The sequence below is a fragment of the Anabaena sp. CCY 9910 genome (genome assembly GCF_963920875.1).
GTDB lineage: Bacteria > Cyanobacteriota > Cyanobacteriia > Cyanobacteriales > Nostocaceae > Trichormus > Trichormus variabilis.
Window position 1 is genome coordinate 20,953 of record NZ_CAWUDJ010000014.1, and the last position, 15,514, is coordinate 36,466.

Sequence of the window (15,514 nt, forward strand, 5' to 3'; positions counted from 1 at the left end):
CCCAGTTCTGGGGTTTTACTTTGTTCACAAATACGAGTACTATCCTACCAATTGAAAAACTAATAATCTCTGTGGGTGTCGGTAATAGATAAAACAATTACCAATTACCAATCTCTATTCGTAATTTCAAAAATCACATCAGTCTGTCGTGTATCGCCGGGGTGTATAAACCGAGATACTACCATCACTACGCTGAATAGACCGGGTTTGCGTAGAACCAACCAGAATCACGGTTCGCATATCGGCGCTATCTGCTGCTAATTGGTCAAGAGTGATTACTTTGACAGTTTGTCCTGGTCTGCCAATATTCCGCGCCAATACTATGGGGGTAGAAGGTTTTCTATATTGCAATAATATATTTTTGGCTGCTGTTAATTGCCAAGTGCGTTCTTTAGAAACAGGATTGTAAAAGGCTATAACGAAATCAGCCTGGGCTGCGGCGGCGATGCGTTGTTCAATGATTGACCAAGGTTTTAAGATGTCGGATAGGGAAATAGCACAAAAATCATGCCCCAAGGGTGCGCCAATGGTGGCGGCGGCGGCCTGCATGGCGGAAATCCCTGGCGCAACGTGAATATCAATGCTTTCCCATTCTGGTTTCAAGTGATAATCCAAAACTTCAAACACAGCCGCCGCCATTGCATAGATACCAGGGTCGCCAGAAGAAACTACAGCCACATATCGCCCAGTGGCGGCTAAATCAAGCGCCATTGTTGCACGGGCAATTTCTTCGCGGTTGTCTGATTCATGACGTTGCTTACCATCAGCCAGAGAACCAACTAAATCTAGATAGGTTTTGTAACCAACTAAGTCTGTTGCTGACTTGAGTATGTCCTTGACTTCAGGTGACATCCATTGTGAACCACCAGGGCCAGTCCCAATAATGGCTAACCGCCCCCGTGGTTGACCGATGGTATCGGGGTCGATGGGTTGGGGGGAAATGGCGATCGCAATATGAGAAGATGAAGCAACTAGTTGACCAGATTTATCTGTGGCGGTTAGTGCAGTGGCTTCAGCGAGGTTATAACCTTCTGTGTGTAAGGTTTCTATTTGACTTGAAGAGAAAAATCGGGTCGGGACACCATAGGTATTGGCTACAGCGTCAATTACTGGATTTGCGGCGATGGTGATGGGTGCAAATACTGCGGCGACAGATGGAGGTGCAAGTTCCGCGTCAGCAAGTAACTGCTGTATGGATTCTATAGTAACAGAGGGGTGGGTGATGGCGATCGCTATAGTTTTGGGATGATACACCAAACAATTAGCTGAGGGAGTCACCAGGCGTTCAGTTACCAGAATAGTTAAATCACCCTTAGGGTCGATAGGTAATTGACTATTACTTAACCAAGGTGCCGTTCCTTCTAATCTTACCTGCGCCCCTGCTAACAAATCTGAGATAAACTTTTTTGCATCGTCTGGGTTTGCTAAATAATATCCAGGGGGAGGAGATAACAAAGCCGTGCGGAAACGAATATCACCCGTTGTTGTAATTGCAGCCTTAACCTCTAGCGCCTCACCAATGCGCCGCGCCAAATCATTTACCCCATTGAGTCCACCCAACAAAGGTACAACCGCGCTACCATCCTCCGCCACAGCCAACACAGGCGGTTCTTGACGTTTATCGGAAATCAGGGATGCTAATGTTCTGATGAGAATACCCGCCGCACAAATCCCAATTATCGGCGTTCCCCCAGCAAACAACTCCCGCAGGGTTTCACCAAAATTCGTAAAACTAACATCTACCCCAGAAGTGCGTCCTGCTAAACCGTATAGTGTCGCCCCTGGTAAGACAGTCATTATTTTACGGGCTAGCGCGACACTATTTTGACCCAATACTACAACAGCAGGTGCAACCTTGATCATCATGAGACTTTTTGAAATTGAATAGACATCATGCAAAATTGATATCTTTCCAATCAAATTCCTAAAATATTGTTAATGCTATATCTGTATCACAGAATTTAATAGGAGTACCACTTTTATTTTTAATTACACCGTCAAGTTTAAGCATATCCTCATCTACGGTAATGACAACTTCTGCATCAAAATTAATAGCAGTTGCAACATGAAGGGCATCAGCTGCCCGTACACCCCTAATATATAGCTCTACATTGTTTAATTGTGCTTCTACAATTCCGGCTGTGAGATCAAGTACATTAATACCGAAAAATCTGACAGCAATGACAGTTTGCGGTACGATAGAGCGTGCTGCTAATACCCGCAGTGTACTGGCATTAGTCATTCCTGTGGCTACTGATGTTAGCTGCTTAAATAAGGCTTCTTCAACTTCATAATAGGTAAGACTGGATGTAGCTCCTATATGTGCAGAAGCTATCATTTTCAGAACTTTTTCTGCATCTTCAAATAGATTTTTTGGTGTACGACCCCGACGATTTACAGAGCGTAATGTTGAGCCACCTATTGCTTGTGGACTGAGATAATCAATAAAGACACCAGTATCGATATAGACCTTCACACTTTAGTTCCAAGTTGAGATAACAGTTGCTCTGGTGTAACTACCTGTGGCTTGTCGGTAGATAAATAGCTCAATGCTTTGTCGTAGGTCACCAAGTAATCACATTCTGCTGCACTACTCAGAATTAAAACATCATTTGAGTGGGCTATACGGTTGCGGAGGCTGGTAGCGTGTTTAAGATATTCTTCAGCCTTATCTAAATTGAGAGGCAGCACATTAACTTCTTCTTGAAGCTCTTGAACAATTTCAGGATGCCTACGAGTCTCTGCTAGAAAAAAAAGCTCTTGAAGTACGACGGGATTTATTGCCAGACGGACTTTTTCTAGTATTTCAGGAGAGAATATACGCGAACTAGGTGACTCGCCACGTAGATAAGCAGCCACAACATTCGTATCTAAAAAAACAAGAGGGCGATCGCTAGAATGCTGCACTTTATTATCTTTTGTCAATTGAATAATTATCTAAGTTTAACATCAGTATCTTCTCAAGGTGTACCAACATCTGCTTTTATAGCTATGAGATATTCAAAACAAGCACGGTTATCAACTTGTACCAGATTTTTACAACCTACTCTTACTAGGTATCACAATCATGGCAAAATAAGGTACTTCAGCCGGATCAACTTCATCTAAAGGTACAATCCTTTGCTGTGTTGTTGTTGCCCGCTCGATATATAATGCCCGTGATGCTAGCCCTAATTTATGTAGGACATCGCGCACTTTGGTGAAGTGGCGACCTAGTTTCATAATGGCGGCTGCATCGGTTGTCAGTAATTTGGAAGTGAGTTCTTCTGCTGGGAGGGGTGCGGGTAGTACGGTGAGAATATCGTTGTAGTAGGTGAAGGGTACACCCAAGGAAACTGGACAAGCCATTAGTGAGGAAACGCCAGGGACGACTTCCGTTTGATACTTTTCCGAAAGGCGTGTGAATACATACATAAATGAACCGTAAAAAAACGGGTCGCCTTCACACAGTACGACTACATCTCTTCCGGCTGCTAAGTGTTCGGCTATGGGTGCAACTTCTTGGTCGTAGATTTCCTGGGCTTTTTCTGGTTCTAAGGCGCGGGGGAGATGATAGGCTACTTCGATTTGTTCACCTGTGAGATATTGGGAAACGATCGCTCGCGCTATACTCTCTTTATCTGTGGCTGATTGATAGGCAATGACAGGAGCAGCGCGTAATAACCGCAATGCTTTGATGGTCAATAGTTCGGGGTCTCCTGGCCCTACACCCACCCCGTAGAGACGACCTTTAGCTGTCATGATTATTCTTCCTCCGTTGCCAGGGCGTTAACTGCGGCGGCGGCGATCGCACTCCCACCGCGCCGACCGTGTAAAGTCATATATGGGATATTACGGCTATCTGCTGCCAATGCGGCTTTTGATTCAGCCGCACCCACAAACCCGACTGGGAAACCCAAGATTAAGGCAGGTTTAGGGCATCCTGCATCTAGCATTTCCAATAAGCGAAATAGGGCTGTAGGTGCGTTCCCGATGGCGACAACTGCCCCTTCTAGATGGGGTTTCCACAATTCCAAAGCCGCCGCCGAACGTGTATTACCCAATTTTTTCGCTAGTTCTGGTACTTCTGGTTCATTCAAGGTGCAGATAACTTGGTTGTCAGCAGGTAAACGCCGCCTTGTCACCCCATCGGCTACCATACGACAATCACACAAAATCGGTGCGCCGGCTGCTAGTGCTGCCCTGCCAGACTGTGCTGCGGTGGCTGAATATCCCAAGTCTGTGACAATATCAGTCATTCCACAGGCATGAATCAGGCGTACTGCAACTTTTGCTATATCTGGCGGGAGTATATCTAGGTTTGCTTCCGAACGGATGATAGCAAAGGAATTGCGGTAGATTTCATTAGCATCGTGGATGTAGTCAGACATGGGATTTGCTTGAGAAAATAACTGCTTTAGTTGGGGTGTTTCATGGTGATTAGTGGATTGCTCGAAGGATTCGTCTGTTTTTGCGTGTTCGTTCTTATACACTTCTAGTATTCGTTCTATTGTTGTCGGTAATTCAGCAACAGTTATATAGGGGTGGATTTCCCGACCGAATTTTTCATAAATATCACCATCACCTACAAAAACTTGATATCCTTCTCCAGTTTTATTATTAACACCAAGCAAAGTAATATCACTGTCACCGTGGTGGGCGCAGGATTTATCACAACCGCTAAAGTGAATAGTTACTGGGTGTTCTAGGGTGATGTGGGATTCCAGGTAATCTGCTAGCGCGAGGGCATGACTTTTGGTATCTGTAGCAGCAGCCGCACAACCTTGAATACCAGAACAAGCTACTAAGCCACTCTTAATATTTGCGGCTGAGAAGTCTAATTCTAGCCCCAAAATGTGACTCTGAACCTCAGTCAGCCATTGTTGGGGAATGTCTGTTAACAATAAATTCTGCCAAGGTGTCAGCCTGAGAGTCCCGTTCCCATATTTGGCAGATAAATCAGCTAGACTCTTTAATTGCCAAGTTTCCAAGCGACCAAGGGGTAAAACAAGACCAATGTAGTATAAGTTTTGTTGGTGTTGGGGATGAATGCCAATGTGGTGGTATTTAGTATGTGACCTCTCCCCCAACCCCTCTCCTTGTAGGAGAGGGGAGAAATGCTTTGTCTTCTCCCCCTTCCCTCGTAGAAAAGGGGGTAGGGGGGTTAGGTTCTTTTCCCCAAAGGAAATAGTTAAACGTTTTTCAACTTCTTGAAGATAATTATCTAACCCCAAACTATTCACTACTTCTCGGAGTCGGGGCTTGCGTTTATTATGAGCATCAGTATGAGCTAAGTAAACCCCTGTCAAAGCCATGAGGACTGGTAAACATTCCTCTGGTGACAACAAAATTCCGGTGTCAATGGGTGGTTTTCCTTTTGCACCGATACTTAAGCACAGACGGAAGTAAACTCTGTTCTCTACTAAAATGGCAGCAAAGGTGATATCGTTGAGGCGATCGCTTACCGAAACTAATCCACCACCATCAAAACACACGCTAAACTTTGCTGATAGTCCTGACAAGGCAGAATTTTCAGTGATGTAACTATCCCAACTTGTAACGAAGGAACGGGTATCAATTAATTCTTGGGGATCAATACCAGCCGTGGGACTGGTCATAATATTACGGATTTGGTCTACACCTGTATTGCGAGAACCCAAACCAAGTTCTTGCAGGCGCTTGAGGACTGGAGAATCGATGTCGGCGCGAATTTCCCGGATTTGGATGTTAGCACGATTGGTCACATCCACATAACCGCCGCCGTATTCGTCAGCAATATCTGCGATCGCCTGACATTGTTTACTATTAATAATTCCACCTGGTATTCTGATGCGAGACAAGATCCCATCTTGGGCAGGTGTGGCATAAAACAAGCCAGGACAAGGTGTTGAACCAGACAACAAGACAATCACTCCTTCTCTGTGCGACGCAGAGATTAGACAGCTAACTCTTGGAATTGGCATTCTGACTCGGAAAGTTACAAGAATTTCGCTTGTGACTTTTCATTACAGCTGCGGCACAGCCCCGGAATCGCACCGGAGTTTCCCAACACCAAGCTTTAGTAATTTACCATGAGTTGCCACTTATCATATTGACTGCTTCATATTTTTCATTAATACCAATTCTCTATGAAGTTGCGTCAAATAAATGATGTAGAGACGTTGCATACAACGTCTCTACAGTACAGAATAAAGTGCATCTATGGCTACGCCAGGCAAGCTACATTAAGAAACGGTATAACTCGATTATCTTTGTTAATTAGCAAAAAATAACCGACTTACTTAATAAATCGGTTATCTCAGTTTTTAGCTCTGAAACTATTAACAAAAAACCAAAATATCGTTGCTAAACTCCGACTTTAGCTTTTGACCAAACGCCGTTTTCATCTTCGTCAAATTTTTGATGAACAGCTTCCCAAGCTGCTTGTTCAGCTGTAAACTCATCACTAGTCTCGTTCAATACACCGTTATAGCGTTCAATAAAGGTGCTTTGAGCTTCCGAAGAAAGATGAGAACGCACTTCAGGAGATAAATCTTCTGAACTCTTGCAAGGCCCTGGACAAGGACGAGCCAAAGTTTTATCAATTGTGCTGATTTCTTCTGCACCAGCACTTTCCAAGAGTAGCTGAAATTCACCAGCGCGATCGCTTGGTACTTCGGTTAATAACAAAAACTCACCGGCTTGTAGGCGGGTTTGGTAGATTGCAGCTTTATCTTCTGGCATTCCCAAGGTGGTCAGAACTGAGACTAAACCAGCGCCAGCACTACCAGCGATCGCCCCACTAGCCGCCCCCAATAGTAAAGCACTGATGGGGCCTGCTGCCACAATCGGCCCGACGAAGGGAATAAACAGTACGCCTACACCTGTTAACAAGCTAAGGAAGGAACCAAACAAGGAACCAAAAATCGCTCCTGTTCGCAAACCACCCAAAATCACATCTCTTTTGGTGATAAAACCTGCAATCCGAGTTTCGGATTGAAAGTTTCTACCCATGACTGAGATATGGTCTCTAGGTACGCCTCTATCTAACAAACGGCGAATTACATCATCAACTTGTTTCTGCTCTTTAAATACGGCAGAGATAGTACGTTCTGCTTGATAAACTTCTGGCACTTGTATACTCCCTAATTTTATTTTTATTTATTCTTAGGACTTAGGCACTGAACCAAAAAACTTTTCTGAGGGTGGTCAATAGTCAATAGTCCACAGTCCAAAAATTTTGATTTTGACTATTGACTAAAAGCATTACACACCAACAGGTGTTTTAGTTTCTGTTGCTGGTTGTGTACCACTTGGCTCGATTGGTTGCCCTTCAATAAATGAGCGCAACATCCAAGCGATCTCTTCGTGTTCTTCCATGAGTCCGGTGAGGAAGTCGGCAGTTCCTTGATCTTGGAACTCATCACCACTGCGGTCTACATGGTCTCTGAGGTTGCGAATCAATTGCTCATGATCCTGTACAAGATTAGCCACCATTCCCGTAGCACTGGGAACATCTCCGGCGTGTTCTTTGAGAGTAGCGATTTGCAGAAATCCTTCCATTGAACCTATGGGATAACCACCCAGAGTCCGGACTCGTTCAGCGATCGCATCAATATTCTCTGTTAGTTTTTCGTAGTGTTCTTCCCATAATTGATGTAGACTGCGGAATTGTGGGCCGACTACATCCCAATGGTATTTTTTTGTTTTCACCAAAAGTAAATAAGAATCTGCTAAATCTTGATTCAACAGATTAATTACACTTTGACGCTGTTCGTCTGTTAAACCAATGTTTATTCTAGGCATTGCTTTTCATTCTCCGGTGAACTTATAGATTAAGTTCTCAAAATATCGGTTAGATTTACATCGGTCACTAGAAGGATTGTCCTTTACAAATAATTACAACTAAAGGACTACTTGGAGATTGGATTATAGAAAAATCTCAATATTATCAGAGTGGGAAATATATAATAAAACCCTTTTATGACTGGCAATCCCCAGAATACTTGTAATTCAAAAATTCAAGATTATTCCTAAAAAACATAATGGTTGATTCGTGAAATTGCTCCCAAATACTAAATAATAGGTAATAGGTGTTTTGAGCAACTACCTATTACCTATTATCAAAAGCTTATCTTCTTACAGTTGGAGATTGTCAGATTATTTATGTTTACTTTTTGCCGGTGACTTTTTCCAGTAAGTTTTGAATCTCACCTTCTACTGAGGTTGAGTCTTGGGAATTTGCAGGACGCTTCTGCTTATCGATATCTGCGGCTCCTTGAACTTCATTTAGTCCTTCATTAGATTTCTTTTGAACTTCTTTTAGCCCAGGAGGTGCGGATCTGGCAACTTCATCAGTTGCTTTCTGTGTTTCTAAAAGTTGGTCTGTAGCTTCTGTAGGCTCACTTTGGTAGCTACTAATGGCAAAAGCAGGAACTGTGCTAGATAGAAATAGCAATGCACAAGTAAAAGCAACAATTAAAAAGCGGACTGGGCGTAACATAGATAAAACAACACTAAAAATCTTCATTTGTAACCCTCATTATTAGCATCAACTACTCTTAACTCTTACTTTGAGAAAGAAGCACATATTTTTATTTAAGCAAATTAAATAAATAGACTGCTTCCCTTGAAGTTGTTAAGTTACAAGCTTGGCGAATAATTATTTCGGTATACTTGTATTTGATTGAAAAATTCAAGCATTCACTCGGTTTTAATTATTCTTGCTCAAAGGCTTGCATGATAATTTTATATCTTAAAAAAATAAACTACTACATCGACCAGTAGACTGAATTTGGCTTGATTATTATTTACATTAAAATCATTCTTTAGATAGATCGAACACAAATAAATTATCTATTGATTTATTTCATAAAAAATATTTACTTTCAGAATATACAAACTAAATAATCTGTTGCTCAAGAAATTAGGCAAAAAATACTAGTGTTTCAATCTTTATCTTTATAGCTTGAATCATAATTGCTGATGACAAAAAATAAAGGTTTAAAACTACGTAGTAACACGACAAAAATGCACAAAGACTGGTAATGAGTAAAAACTCTATAGTATACGGATATAAGATTTTCAGGTTGTTTTTATAATTATGTGACTTTGTAATAATTTTCTGCGTAAGAATCCCTGGTATAGTTCATAAAAATGGTTTTTATGTAGTATCAAATTTCAGAAGAAGAGGCGATCGCCTGAGATATCGTTCCGCAAATGCGCTGATGATTTCCTTTCCCGCCTTGATAAATTCAGCAGAATCACGGTTACGTAATTTTGTCCTTTTGATCAAAACTTCGATTATCCAGTTTATGAGGGTGAGTTAATGATTAGCCCTGTAACGAACGTCATTCGCGTCAATCAGGCGATGGCAAAAGAAATTGCTCATGAGTGGGAGCGAGCCTCGTGTAGTGAAATCAGTGCCTACTGTTTACATATCTTGCAAGAGATCGGTTGTAGTTATACTGAACTCCCAGAAAACCTACAAACACGCGAACAGCAACTTAACTTAATCGCAGGCTTCGCATCTTATGCCTTTGGGGAGGTAGAAAATGTCCAAACTGCTAATTGAAGATAATTTTGACGATAATTTTTATACTTCAGAATGGGCAGAGACAGTAACTGTACCAGCAACGGATGACGATTTGTTAATTTTGACTCAAAAGTTATCTAATCAGTTCGTCCCGACCAAGGTATTTTTTCAAGCTGTGGCGATCGCTGCTTATGATGGTGCATCCGCTTTCCGCTATGCTGATAATTATTTGACTAGCGCTAAACATAAAAATAGGCGTAAAAACCCCTTGTTGTTCAGGAAACCGTTGACAAATTTTGATTATAACTAAAGCTTTACAGGTGTAGGTTTTTCACATCAGAGCTAGTCACATCCTACGATAGATTCTCTATTTATCTCTTCTCTGACTTGTTCAGCATCATTGTAAAAAACCTACATTCAAAATTAAAGATTACTGGGTTTGTCTTCCAGTCTACGCAAGTCAGTATGGCTACGGGAACAATAATCAAAATCGAGTTTCATACTCAAATAATAATTGACTTTCGTTTCCTAAATTAGTTGAGCCGCGCACCAGAATTTCATCATTAAGGCGGTAAAGCAGATTATAGCGCAAAGGTTCAGTAGTAGAAAAAGCTCGTGATAAAGAGACGGATAGATTGCGATTAAGGTTAAACACACCCTCTGCTGATAAATCGAGAACTGAAGCTCTTCTAGATTCCTGATTAGTGGTAGGGGTAGGAAAAATGCGAAATTCACTAAAACCAACAGCCTGTCCAATCGCTGTAATTGTGCCTTGCAAACCACCTAAAAGAGTAGAACTAGCAAAATTAGTCAGCCCTTGTGTCGCATCGCCTTGAGCAAAGTCACTCAAAATCGAGCCACCTAGCAGACTAACAATTTCGCCTCGACTACGGCGTGGTTCGCTTGTTAGTTCCAGATTATTTGTCAATTCACTAGCTGGCCCTGTCGCCCTTGCTTGGACGCGAACGGTGCGTAAAGTCCCGAAATTATTTGCAGAAACATCACTGATTTCCGCAGAAAAAGGTGATTCTAAGGTGCGATCGCTCCTAGTCGATGCTTCTGGTACAATTGCCACCAGTCGCACATCTAAAGTCGGGTCTAGTCCTTGATTTGGGGTAAATCGCGCGGTTTGTTCATAGCCCCGCGCCAAGGTAAACTCGGTTGTAAATAGGCTGATTCTTCCCCCCGTTAAACGAATGACTCCTTCAGGGAGAGGATTTGCTAAGGTACCATTGATTGTTAAATCGCCTTCGGCATCGAAACTAAGTATCGGCTGACTAAAAACCTCTCCCCCTGGTAAAAAACCCAGTAGAGACTGGCTGGTGACACGCACATCATCACCCAGATTCAAGCGTAAATCTGCAAACTCTACAGGCAAATTCGGTCGAGTTGGTGGTTGTGGTGTGACTGTTGCTTCGGGAATATTGCTGTTTAATTCTATAGTTGTGGCACGAGTGTTAGTTTCTGTTGTCGTTGTTTGTTTTGAGTTAGGTGTAGTGTTGCCAATAGTCACTTGACCATCGCTGAGTGTAATTTCACCACCAATTCGAGGTCTGAGTGCTGTTCCGCGAATCACAGCATTACCACTGACATCTCCTGTATATAAGCCTGTAACCTGGAAATTGAGTTGATTTTGGATTGCTACTGTTAGGGGATTAGTTACAGTTTCCCCAGTTGCGAAAATTGGTAGGCTGCCCGATGCAGATACTAAACCTTGATTATATGTGGCTTGAATTCCCTGGACATCCAACCTATCGCCATTAAACTGTAATGTGCCTGTAACGTTGGTGAGGGGATTGGCTAAAGCTTGAGCGCCAATCGTCGCATTGGTAATTGTGGCATTACCATTAATTATTGGCTGCTCGAAAGTCCCTTGAACGTTGAGATTTACCTGTCCTTGACCATCTACCCAAGTAACTTGATTATTAGTCAAGACATTTAACAGCACCAAGCCTTCATTGTTCACACTGGCATTAACGCTAATTTGATTGTTATCTGGTGGCTCGGTGACGAAAGGTAACTCGGCTGGTATGCTACCTGTAATTGCAATGGGTTGTGTGCCTGTTAACAGTAAAGTACTATCAAAATTCACACGAGCATTGTTATAGTCAAAGTTCACTCGCCCTGTTTGTATAGGTTGCTGGTTGAAAGTTGCATTGGCTAGGGTTACTTCCCCAGTCACTCTAGGTTGTTGTAAACTGCCTGCTAAATTAGCGATCGCATTTACTTGTCCGGTAATATCTATAGGATATCGGGCGATGAATGGATCTAAGAGTGATAGAGGTAGACTGTCTACCCTCAACTGTCCTGATAACTCCTCAGTTCCTAACTGTCCTGCAAAAGCCACCAATCCCTGATTTATCCCTATACGTAATGGTGACAGGGTGACAATACCATCAGCAAAATTACCATTAGCAACGACTTCATTAATGGAGTAATCACCCCATCGCCAATTAGCGCCTTGAAAATCAAAGCCGACATTTAACCCAGTCCGCAACGAACCACTGGCTGTAATTGCCCCACTTAAAGCACCAGTTAATTCTGATAGGCTGGGCAACGCTGGTGTTTGTTGTGTATCTGCTTGTTGTTGTTGTCTGATGGATGCCTGAATTTTGGTGAAATATTCTAACTGGGTTTGCAAATCTGCATTAGGTAAACGCACAGGTGTAGTGTTGAGTACTTCTGCACCCGCCAGCGTCGGTGATTCTAAACCCCCACCAAAATCTTGAAAATCAAATATATTAAATGCTTGTAATAGATTTTCAACTCTCGTTTGATTTAAATTCGCTTGTAGTTGAAAGCTGGGGTCATTACCGGCTTGCAAACTGCCACTGACAGCAATGTTACTATCACCTAACCGTAATAACCCGTTAGCTAAACTAGCAGTACCATCAGCGTAGTTAATATTACCGCGAAATTCGTCGGCTGAGGCTCTAGCAATCCGGGGACTAGCAATTGCCACATCTCCGGCTACGGCATAATTATTTAAATTAACAACTAAATTCCCCGATAACTCCCCACCTAAAGGTCTGAATTGATTATTAGGTAAAAAACCACTCACCAAAGCGATGGGGAACTGTTGGGCGTTGATGATTAAGTTATCTCCCTCAGTTCTACCTGTCGCGACAGCGCCAGCACGTTGGACTAAAAACGAACTGGGGCGATAATTGGCATCTAAATTCAGGGCTATCTTGTCTTGTGTCCCGGCTAGACGCAAACTTGCTCCTTGTCCTCCTTGAAAATTCACATTACCAGTTAAAACCGGGTCAAATGCTAAACTACCGACATGGAAATTTCGTAGCCGGATATTGCCGCTAGCCTCAGGAGTATTGAGAGTGCCGGTCACTTGTCCATTAAAGTTGAGTAACCCAGCTATGGCTACATCTCCAGGGGTTTGAAAACCGGTTTTGCTGAGGTCAAAATTTTGCGCTTGGACATTCAAATTCAAGCCAGCGATTTGGGGTGTACCCGTTTGAGGTAATTGTACAGCGATCGCACCACTGGCACTTAATCCCGGAGTTGTGGCACGTTGTACTATAATCTGCTTGCCATTCCACTGAAATTGAGCAGTAATTGGTTGAGCCAACTGTGCCAACCCTTGAGAAGCGTTGATTTGTCCTGCGGCGCGAATATCTGCTAGTTGGAAAGATGCTGTCGTCCCTGCCAACTGAATATTACTGCTGAGTCGTCCTTGTAGTTGCGGGGAAAAGCGGTTGAGTTGAATCTGGTCAGCGTTAGCCACAGCTTGCCAGCGACCATCATTTAAACTGACATTCCTCAGGTTTACCGTACCACCTGCCACATTTAGGTTTGCCCGTCCTGTAGCTTGGATAGTTGAGGGTTGAATAGCCGCCGTACTACCTGACAAATTAAATACCGCATTGCTGATAACTCCCTGAAATTGGGGCGGTATCTGCTCAAATCGGTCGAGTTGAATTTGGGAAACATTCGCCACTGCTTGCCAACGCCCAGCATTGAGGTTGACATTCCTCAGGTTGACTGTACCACCTGCCACATTTAGGTTTGCCCGTCCTGTCGCTTGGATAGTTGAAGGTTGAATAGCCGTTGTACTACCTGATAAATTAAATACCGCATTGCTGATGACTCCCTGCAACTGGGGCGGTATCTGCTCAAATCGGTCGAGTTGAATTTGAGAAATATTCGCCACCGCTTGCCAGCGTTGTTGAGCAACCCGACCTGTAGCCCTGATAGTACCACCTGCCACATTCAAAACAGCACTGGGTAAAAGCAGATTACTTCCTTGTTGAGCAACAACAATTTCCCCTGTAGTGGGATAGGTAGCCGTTGGTGCTTGTACTTGGGTCACAGCCCACAAATTGCCCAGAGTGCCAGAAACTCTAGTATTTGCCGATACATTACCAACTTTGATGGCTGCGTTTGTCTCTACCAGTGCATCCCCTGGTAAATTTTGGGCTTGGATATTCAACGAAACGTTACCTTGGGGCGCAAGTTGGACTTGACCACTCCCAACAATTTGCCCCCCAGATGGTGGCTGCACTTGAACACTAGAAATATTTAGAGCTAAAGGCTGTTGTCCCAAAGAACCAGTGATTTTTGCCTTAGCGGAGATATTTCCCACTTGAATAGGTGGAGTTATGCCATAACTACGTGACAGTATATCCCCTGAGACACCATCAGCCTGAATATCAAAATTTACATTACCGCCCAGTTGACCTTGACCACTTCCTGTAATTTGACCACCTGCGGCGGGAATTAATATCAGATTCGGTACAGCAATTTGAGTTGCCGTTTCAGATACACTCAAGCGGAAATTAGTTTTTACGCCTGTAAATAGAACACGGTCAACTTGAATCGGTTTAATACTGCTGGCTGTACCACTCAGAATCGGTTGCTGTAATTCACCTTGGACTTTAATATCTGCTGTTACTTCTCCCACTGCGGGGACTGGAGAATTTACCTTAAGGGTGTCTAAGAGTTGTTTGGCACTAACCGACTTTACTTGAGCCGCCAGATTAAAACCTGTTTGAGTATTAACTGTACCATTTGCCAACAAGGGAACTTGACCAAAGTTTGTCCTCAAATTCTCTAAAGCAATTGTCTGTCCTTGAAATATTAATCTGCCATTGGCTTTAGAAAAAGGCTGCGGAAGATTTTCAACTTTAGCTGTAACTTGATTGGCGGTGGCCGTTCCCGTAATCGATATTTCTGACTGATTGGTGGGAATCTGCGCTGCTAAGTCCGCATCAATACGTCCAGATTGTAGAACAATGGGCAACTGAACTAAACGACTGATATCTGATGCTAGTAAGCTTTGGGCTACAACCTGAAGATTAGTAAGTTGTGTTTTTGGTTGTGTTTCACCAGATATTTTAACCGTTCCTCCCCTGGTGAGTTGACCATTAATTTGATAACCTATTCTCTCATTATCAGGCGAAAATCGGGCAATACCACCGACCTGTGTTAGTACAACCGAGCCTTGGGGTTTAGTTGGTGCGGAGGCTGATAATAATTCAATATTTCCATCAACAATATTTAAGGTTTGTAACTGAGTCTGGATTGGCCCACTTCCTTCACCTGTCTTTACTTCAGCCGTTACCCAACGACCATCTTGCTCTTGTTGAATATAGACATTTGGTTTAACTAAGGTGACATCTAATACTAGTGTCCGAGTGACAAGAATTTGCCACGGGGAAAACTGCACATCTACAGCTTGTGCTGTTACTGTGTCAGGATCAGTGGGAGTTGCTGGTATTGATAGAGAGCTAAATCGGAGACTGGAGAGTGTAAAACCTTCGACTTGCCCTAATTTTATGGAACGTCCGAGCAATTGCTCTAGGTTAGTCTCAACTAAAGGTGCTAAATCGTTATATATATAATTTCTTGCCCACCAAGCACCAGTAGCGATTCCTGCTAGCGCCATAATTCCTAATACCAGACTGGCGCGTCTGGCAAGAATTAGAGATAAACGACGGTGATTTGGAGAGCGCGTCATTTCCGATACTAAATATTGTTATTGAGTAACAAATGATTTATTACCCC

At 43.0% G+C, this 15,514-nt stretch carries 11 protein-coding genes, 1 pseudogene and 1 riboswitch; of the genes and pseudogenes, 2 read left to right on the plus strand and 10 right to left on the minus strand.

Annotated elements, in window-relative coordinates:
* Positions 1-138 precede the first annotated feature (138 nt).
* The 9 genes and pseudogenes from cobJ to ACM5QX_RS12810 form a co-directional block, all read right to left on the minus strand.
* On the minus strand, positions 139-1,863 hold the full coding sequence (gene cobJ, locus ACM5QX_RS12770; RefSeq protein WP_414753920.1) for a precorrin-3B C(17)-methyltransferase: 1,725 nt from the start codon (positions 1,861-1,863) through the stop codon (positions 139-141).
* A gap of 61 nt (positions 1,864-1,924) precedes the next feature.
* On the minus strand, positions 1,925-2,476 hold the full coding sequence (locus tag ACM5QX_RS12775; protein WP_414753834.1) for a type II toxin-antitoxin system VapC family toxin: 552 nt from the start codon (positions 2,474-2,476) through the stop codon (positions 1,925-1,927).
* Positions 2,473-2,925 (minus strand): type II toxin-antitoxin system VapC family toxin, encoded by a 453-nt coding sequence (locus tag ACM5QX_RS12780; protein WP_414753836.1) that lies wholly within the window; start codon positions 2,923-2,925, stop codon positions 2,473-2,475. The genes ACM5QX_RS12775 and ACM5QX_RS12780 overlap by 4 nt, the downstream gene beginning before the upstream one ends.
* Positions 2,926-3,036: 111 nt before the next feature.
* Positions 3,037-3,741 (minus strand): precorrin-2 C(20)-methyltransferase, encoded by a 705-nt coding sequence (locus ACM5QX_RS12785; RefSeq protein ID WP_414753837.1) that lies wholly within the window; start codon positions 3,739-3,741, stop codon positions 3,037-3,039.
* Positions 3,742-3,743: 2 nt separating this feature from the next.
* Positions 3,744-4,370 (minus strand): precorrin-8X methylmutase, encoded by a 627-nt coding sequence (locus ACM5QX_RS12790; protein WP_414753921.1) that lies wholly within the window; start codon positions 4,368-4,370, stop codon positions 3,744-3,746.
* 93 nt (positions 4,371-4,463) lie between these two features.
* Positions 4,464-5,942: pseudogene (cobG, locus tag ACM5QX_RS12795) on the minus strand (precorrin-3B synthase); the annotation flags it as partial.
* Positions 5,920-6,050, minus strand: a riboswitch (cobalamin riboswitch). Its footprint overlaps the pseudogene before it by 23 nt.
* A 274-nt stretch (positions 6,051-6,324) precedes the next feature.
* Positions 6,325-7,092, minus strand: coding sequence for a ChaB family protein (locus ACM5QX_RS12800; protein ID WP_414753838.1), 768 nt, complete (start codon positions 7,090-7,092; stop codon positions 6,325-6,327).
* 132 nt (positions 7,093-7,224) lie between these two features.
* Complete coding sequence (locus tag ACM5QX_RS12805; RefSeq protein ID WP_414753839.1) at positions 7,225-7,764, minus strand: Dps family protein; 540 nt, start codon at positions 7,762-7,764, stop codon at positions 7,225-7,227.
* A gap of 364 nt (positions 7,765-8,128) precedes the next feature.
* Entirely contained in the window at positions 8,129-8,488 is a 360-nt protein-coding gene (locus ACM5QX_RS12810; RefSeq protein WP_011319624.1) for a hypothetical protein, read from the minus strand.
* Positions 8,489-9,286: 798 nt separating this feature from the next.
* On the opposite strand from ACM5QX_RS12810, the gene ACM5QX_RS12815 reads away from it, so the two are divergent.
* Both ACM5QX_RS12815 and ACM5QX_RS12820 read left to right on the plus strand, forming a co-directional pair.
* Positions 9,287-9,532 carry a hypothetical protein gene (locus ACM5QX_RS12815; RefSeq protein ID WP_414753840.1) on the plus strand — a complete coding sequence of 82 codons (246 nt, stop codon included), beginning with the start codon at positions 9,287-9,289 and terminating at the stop codon, positions 9,530-9,532.
* Complete coding sequence (locus ACM5QX_RS12820; protein ID WP_011319626.1) at positions 9,513-9,803, plus strand: hypothetical protein; 291 nt, start codon at positions 9,513-9,515, stop codon at positions 9,801-9,803. Before ACM5QX_RS12815 ends, ACM5QX_RS12820 begins: the two co-directional genes overlap by 20 nt.
* Before the next feature lie 174 nt (positions 9,804-9,977).
* Here ACM5QX_RS12820 and ACM5QX_RS12825 read toward each other — a convergent pair whose 3' ends face one another.
* Positions 9,978-15,467: a translocation/assembly module TamB domain-containing protein gene (locus tag ACM5QX_RS12825; protein ID WP_414753841.1), complete on the minus strand. Its 5,490-nt coding sequence runs from the start codon at positions 15,465-15,467 to the stop codon at positions 9,978-9,980.
* Between the last annotated feature and the right edge of the window lie 47 nt (positions 15,468-15,514).

Excerpts from the sequence above, each read along its gene's own strand:
- ACM5QX_RS12810 (WP_011319624.1), bottom strand. The coding sequence starts at position 8,488 with ATGAAGATTTTTAGTGTTGTTTTATCTATGTTACGCCCAGTCCGCTTT.
- ACM5QX_RS12825 (WP_414753841.1), bottom strand. The coding sequence starts at position 15,467 with ATGACGCGCTCTCCAAATCACCGTCGTTTATCTCTAATTCTTGCCAGA.
- cobJ (WP_414753920.1), bottom strand. The coding sequence starts at position 1,863 with ATGATCAAGGTTGCACCTGCTGTTGTAGTATTGGGTCAAAATAGTGTC.
- ACM5QX_RS12815 (WP_414753840.1), top strand. The coding sequence starts at position 9,287 with ATGATTAGCCCTGTAACGAACGTCATTCGCGTCAATCAGGCGATGGCA.
- ACM5QX_RS12820 (WP_011319626.1), top strand. The coding sequence starts at position 9,513 with ATGTCCAAACTGCTAATTGAAGATAATTTTGACGATAATTTTTATACT.
- ACM5QX_RS12790 (WP_414753921.1), bottom strand. The coding sequence starts at position 4,370 with ATGTCTGACTACATCCACGATGCTAATGAAATCTACCGCAATTCCTTT.
- ACM5QX_RS12805 (WP_414753839.1), bottom strand. The coding sequence starts at position 7,764 with ATGCCTAGAATAAACATTGGTTTAACAGACGAACAGCGTCAAAGTGTA.
- ACM5QX_RS12785 (WP_414753837.1), bottom strand. The coding sequence starts at position 3,741 with ATGACAGCTAAAGGTCGTCTCTACGGGGTGGGTGTAGGGCCAGGAGAC.